The sequence below is a fragment of the Anabaena sp. AL09 genome (assembly GCF_001672255.1).
GTDB lineage: Bacteria > Cyanobacteriota > Cyanobacteriia > Cyanobacteriales > Nostocaceae > Dolichospermum > Dolichospermum lemmermannii.
In genome coordinates, this window is record NZ_LJOQ01000058.1 from 80,531 (window position 1) to 86,633 (window position 6,103).

Annotated in this window: 4 protein-coding genes and 1 tRNA gene; 2 read left to right on the forward strand and 3 right to left on the reverse strand. The window is 35.3% G+C overall.

From position 1 onward, the window contains the following. Window positions 1-77: 77 nt before the first annotated feature. Window positions 78-150, reverse strand: a tRNA-Glu gene (locus AN490_RS11930). A 276-nt stretch (window positions 151-426) separates the two neighbouring features. Here AN490_RS11930 and AN490_RS11935 point away from each other — a divergent pair. Beyond that, window positions 427-2,307 carry a cation:proton antiporter gene (locus AN490_RS11935; RefSeq protein WP_300003434.1) on the forward strand — a complete coding sequence of 627 codons (1,881 nt, stop codon included), beginning with the start codon at window positions 427-429 and terminating at the stop codon, window positions 2,305-2,307. Between the two features lie 22 nt (window positions 2,308-2,329). Here AN490_RS11935 and AN490_RS11940 read toward each other — a convergent pair whose 3' ends face one another. Both AN490_RS11940 and AN490_RS11945 read right to left on the reverse strand, forming a co-directional pair. Then, window positions 2,330-3,460 (reverse strand): aldo/keto reductase, encoded by a 1,131-nt coding sequence (locus AN490_RS11940; RefSeq protein ID WP_300003436.1) that lies wholly within the window; start codon window positions 3,458-3,460, stop codon window positions 2,330-2,332. Window positions 3,461-3,506: 46 nt separating this feature from the next. Further along, a complete protein-coding gene (locus AN490_RS11945; RefSeq protein WP_300003438.1) occupies window positions 3,507-4,883 on the reverse strand; it encodes an NB-ARC domain-containing protein in 1,377 nt (458 codons plus the stop codon). A gap of 564 nt (window positions 4,884-5,447) precedes the next feature. On the opposite strand from AN490_RS11945, the gene AN490_RS11950 reads away from it, so the two are divergent. After that, window positions 5,448-5,942 (forward strand): hypothetical protein, encoded by a 495-nt coding sequence (locus tag AN490_RS11950; RefSeq protein ID WP_300003440.1) that lies wholly within the window; start codon window positions 5,448-5,450, stop codon window positions 5,940-5,942. The last annotated feature ends 161 nt before the right edge of the window (window positions 5,943-6,103 follow it).

A 6,103-nucleotide genomic window follows, 5' to 3' on the forward strand; every position in this document is an offset into this window, starting at 1 on the left:
TAAATATTCCAACATAGGAATCATAAAAACATCAAAGGGACAGAAAAAGAAAAATTCTTCCTCCATCCCTCTTATAATACCCCCAAGGGAATTCGAATCCCTGTTACCTCCGTGAAAGGGAGGTGTCCTAGGCCTCTAGACGATGGGGGCTGGTTTCTCTTCACTTTTAATAATATAGCGGGTTTTTTTGAGAATGTCAAGAGGTTTTGGAAAGATTTTTTTAGAGGAGGTGAAGAAGCCACAAAGTAAGGAGCAGGGGGAATATTTCTGGACTATTAACCCTGTCCTTTTGTCAAAAACAATAAATTCTTGAGAAATTTCTAGTTTCTGCTACAGGGCGTTCAAACTTGCCACTATATTTCTGTAAAGTTAATATTTATGATTCTTTAGAGAGGATTTTGAAATCAATGGCTCAAAATCTACAATATGGAAGCACCTTTTGAAATCACCCTCCAGATGGTGATCACTGTTTTTGCAGGCATTAGCGCCCAGGTAATGGCTGCATATTTCAAACTACCCAGCATCGTCTTACTACTCCTCTTAGGCATCCTTTTAGGTAAAGACGGGCTGGGAATATTACAACCGCATTTACTAGGCACAGGATTGGAAGTGATTGTTTCCCTAGCAACAGCAATCATTTTGTTTGAAGGTGGACTCAAATTAGATCGGCAGGAGTTGGGCAAAGTTTCCCTCAGTCTCCAGTTACTCGTCACCCTGGGAACCCTGATCACCCTACTAGGGGGAAGTCTTGCTGCCCACTGGCTAGGCGAATTTCCGTGGAATATAGCAGTTCTTTATGCGTCCATTGTTGTTGTCACCGGACCGACCGTAATTGGTCCATTAATTCAACAAATTAACGTAGATAGACAAGTAGCAACGCTATTAGAAGGAGAAGGAGTTTTAATAGATCCAGTGGGAGCTATCCTGGCTTACGTTGTCCTGGATACGATTTTAAACGGTGATACAGACCCCATTAATGCCATTATTGGTCTAATTTTACGTTTCGCTGTGGGTGCGGGCATTGGTGGCGTTGGTGGATATTTAATGAGTTGGATGTTTAAACGCGCCAATTTCATTTCCTTTGAACTGAAAAATCTGGTTGTACTGGCAGTTTTATGGGTGTTGTTTGCCCTAGCGCAAATGATTCGCTCTGAATCGGGAATTATGACCACAGTAGTAGCAGGTGCGGTTTTTACTAACTCTTCAGTTCCCGAAGAGCGTTTATTGCGAAGCTTTAAAAATCAACTGACAATTCTCAGCGTTTCTGTATTATTCATCCTCCTAGCGGCTGATTTATCTATTGCCAGTGTCTTGGCTTTAGGTTGGGGGAGTTTATTCACCGTTTTGGTGTTAATGTTTGTCGTTCGCCCCATTAACATTATTTTGTGTACTTGGAATAGTGATCTAAATTGGCGACAGAAACTATTTTTAAGTTGGGTTGCACCCAGAGGCATAGTTTCCGCCTCTGTAGCGTCTTTATTTGCGATTTTACTGACGCAGAGGGGCGTTAATGGTGGTGATTCGATTAAAGCTTTAGTCTTTTTGACAATTATCATGACGGTTTTTTGCCAAGGTTTAACCGCTGGCTGGTTGGTTAAATGGTTACGAATTACCTCTAAAGATGCAACTGGGGCGGTAATTGTGGGCTGTAATCCCTTGGGTTTATTAATTGCCCGCTTTTTTCAAGAACGGGGAGAAAGTGTAGTGATGATTGATACTGACCCGGAACGTTTAGCCCAAGCTGAAGCCCAAAATCTCCGAGTAATTGCTAGTAGTGCTTTGGACGGGGAAATACTGGAAGAAGCTGGGATTGGTTCAATGGGGACTTTTTTAGCTATCACGAGTAATGGTGAAGTGAATTTTGTTTTAGCTCAACGGGCTGCTGAGGAATTTAATCCTCCCCGTGTTTTAGCCATATTCCCCCGACATCCTCAAGGATCTCCTTCGGAGAATAGTAAAGTTGATCAAGCTTTTGTCTCTGATTTACCAGTAAAAACTTGGAATGAATATTTGATGAATGGACAGGTGAAGCTGGGAACAACTACATTAAATGCGGCAGAATTTGACTCTCAACAAGAACATATACAAGAAAAAATTCGAGATGGGATTTTAGTACCACTGTTGTTAGAAAGACAAGAACGTTTACAGGTAATGTCGGCTACTCAAGAATGGGAAATAGGCGATCGCATTATCTATCTATTATATGATTCCCGTCCTAATCTTTTAAAACTTCTTTCTGGTGCTAGTCAGTCTACACCGCTAACTATGGAAACATTAGCAGAAGTTGAAGAAGTAAAAGTTAAATAACTTTAGATTTTAGATTTTGGATTTATCCCCATAATCTTCTTCCTGCTTTCCCCTGCAATCTTTCATGGGTATCTTTTAGCAAAGTAGGAATATCTAAATTTTCTGGACATTTGGGCAAACAATCACCACATTCTGTGCAACGGTTAGCTTTCATCCCTGGAAACCAATGACCGGCATTTTCAAACATTCCATAACGGTATTCTCCATAATCTTTCATATCATAAGCTAGGGCTAAATTTCGTAATCTTAAAACTTCGGGAATATGAATATTTTCTGGGCAAGGTAAACAATCATAACATTGACTACATTTATCAGTTAGTAAAACATCATTTTGCTGATTTTCTAATTTTTCAAAAATATCAATTTCAGCTTTAGTTAATTCATTTGGATGATCAAAAAGTTCTGGAGATATTACTAACTCTTCTGGTTTTGCTGGTCCTATACTCAAAATATTAATGCGGTTATCACTTAGCAAAAAACGATAATTTAAATTTAATGGTGTGAATGGATAACAGAGTTCTTTTAAAGTTTGGGGTGGAGTATATAATTTTCCGCCCTTATCCGCAGGAGAAATAATAAAAACGCCCATATCTTTTTCTGTTGCTAACTGAATTGCAGGGGCATTATGTTGAAAAAAATAGTAATAATGAAGATTAACAAATTCAAAAAAATCTGTATTTATAGCTGCTAAAATTACATCTAATGAACCGTGAGTAGAAAACCCAATATGTCGCACTCTCCCATCATTAATAGCTTCCTCCACAGCTTGCATACAGCCATTTTTAGCTTGTACCCATTCTAAATGTTGCCAAGTATTTAATCCATGAATTCCTAAACAATCCAGATAATCTAAATTCAAGCGATTTAAAGATTCATCAATATACCGACGCATAGTGTCAGCATCTGGTGTTGGGGGAATTTTAGTAGTAATATAAATTTGATTACGGGGTACTGATAAACCAGCTTTTATAGCTTTACCCAAATATGCTTCACTATCACCATAACCTCTAGCTGTTTCTAAATGATTAATTCCTAAAGATAAAGCTTTTTCAATGGTCTGTTGGACATTTTCACTATCAGTTAAATAGCGCATTGTTCCCAAGGAAAAAACAGAAAGATGTAAATTAGTTTTACCAAAACGACGATATTGCATATAGCAAGTAACTAGGAATTATCTGATCTAACTGTTTTAAAATATATCAACAAATATGACCTAAATCTTGACAATAATTTCTTACATATTCCCTAAAAACTGAAGATAATTGAAACAAGATTGTATTATTTCTTACTTTCCTTACTAAATACCTTTCTTGTAAAGACTGTAACCCATTATTAAAATCAACAACAGATAAATTTAAACCCTCTTTTAAAGAGTCTCTAGTAATAGGTATATCAAACTTACTTAAATGCCATACTATTTCTTTTTCTTGGGGTGATAAATGGTTCAACACATCCCTAAAACGAGATTGCATCTGATTAGTAATATGCAAAGTATTCTCAGCTAAAAAATCAGCAACTTGACCATCGTAATTCTTGTTAATTAAGATACTCACACTTTTTAAATCAATCAAGTTACCTGCATATAAATCAATTAAGTTTAACCAATTATTTTCATCTTTTAATCCTCTATTTTGGAGAATATCAACATTATATAATCCTGATAGCTCTGAAGACTTAATCGGACATAATTCATCATCTAAGTATTCCATTTCTGAACATTGTTCTTGACTAATCACAATTACATGACTTTGATGTTTAATCTCTGTTATCATAGTAAAAAAGTTTTGATAATCTTGATATTCAACTTTGTATTGTCCTGCAAATTTAACAGGGATAAATATATTTTGTAAATCATCAAGGATAATTAAACATTTCTGCTGTGTAAGAATATTAAATAATTGCTTTAATTGTTTATCTAAAGTTCCTTGAGGTTCTTCTTGACAAACATTCAAACACCCTCTAACAAATAAATCTAAAGGTTGAGGATATTTTAAACTTCTCCAAATAACCACTGCAAATTTATGTAAGTTTAAATCAATAAATTTTTTAACTAAAGTAGTTTTACCAATTCCATATAATCCTGATACTGAAATCAAACGAGTATTTTGCTTAAATATCCAATCAGAGAGTTTTTCTAATTCTGTTCCACGTTGATGAAATTTTATAATTTCAGGAGCTAGAGTTAAGTCGTAAATAGATAATTTAGATTCAGTATTTATATTACTTTTATCATCTTCTTTATCAGATTGATTTAATGTTTGCGAATTAAAATTAAAATGATTATTACCAATATAAATATTTGGCATTTGAGATGATTTAATATATATCCTTTCCAATGTAGAACGAAAATTAGTTTTTTTTATATCTTCATGTAATATTTCCGATAAAAGTTGCCATAATTCAGATCCTACATCTCCTACATGACTGCTAGAAAGATTATATTCGCTGGCAATATAATCATAAGTTTGTCTTTTCCATGTACCTTCAACTACAGCAGTTTGGATATCATCTAGATGTTTTCCCGTTTTTTCAAATACCATTTTATCAACAAATTTTACAACTTCGTCTACAGTCATAAAAACTATATAGGGTAAAGGTTTCAGTAATTATAGCAAACAATAATCCTATTTTTACCGATATTTTACGTATAAAATCGTAAAATTTTGTAATAAATCTCCCGATAAAATCAGATGTTTTCCAATAGACAGATGACAACAAGGAATAATAAACTTTGACTCAATGTGAATTGTCTGTGCAAAATTAATTAGGGGTCAGTCATGTCAAATGAGAAGCCTTCAGAGAATCCAAAAGAAAGAATGGAGCGTAAATGCGATATCTGTGGTGGGACAGGCCAAGTCAAGTGTCCTCCTGGCGCTCCAAGAGAGATGCAGCAATGCGTGAAATGTAAAGGGACGGGGTGGACTTTAGGAAAATAACAATGACCATTGTTTCGGACTAATCTGGCTATTTTTCGCGTGATTGGGCGTTTCAACAATGGAAAGACAGGAGCAAATACTACAACTAAACAGTAAATTTCGCGCCTTTTCATTAGCTGGTGAATTTTAAGAAAAGTGAATTTTACTTCCTTACTTAAAGTTCACCTGAGAATTAATTATAAGGATTCACAGGAAGAACACAAAATGGATGAAGATCAAGTCGGATTTCGGTGGAAATTTATCTTCAATTGGCTATTACTTGGTTTATTCACAGGAAATGCAATACTGCTTTGGATGTCTTTCCAAAATAAAAGTGTAACTTCTGATTCAATCCAATATTTTGTCATAGGAATTCCCGTTGGGTGTATTTTAAGTGCCACCGTTGGTCTTGTATTGGATTGTCGCAATCTTTTATTTTTTGATACGAGTAAAGATTCTTCCTGGCGGGGTTTTAACACTATTGAACATAGTCCGTCAGTATGGTTATTTTATCCCTTGATTTCCCCAATTAGCTTAGTTTGTTTGTTATTAATGTTGTTGTTAATTTCCATATCTATGATTATCAATACATTAATAATCAAACCAATATGGGGGTTCTTCAGTATGGATGTAAGAGATTTTCCATCTCATCCCATTGGCAAATCTATCATGGGGAAGGATAAGTGGTTTAAGAATTTATTTAATATAAAGTGGTTTTGAGACTAAAATTGCTTTTATAAATGATAAAAAACCCCTCTCCATTATCTCATAGAGAAGGGTTTTTTAGTTGAAATAATAAACCTGGCATCGAGCTATTTTCACGGAGGGCTACCCCTAAACTATCGTCGCCGCAGCAGCGTTTCACCTCTGAGTTCGGGAAG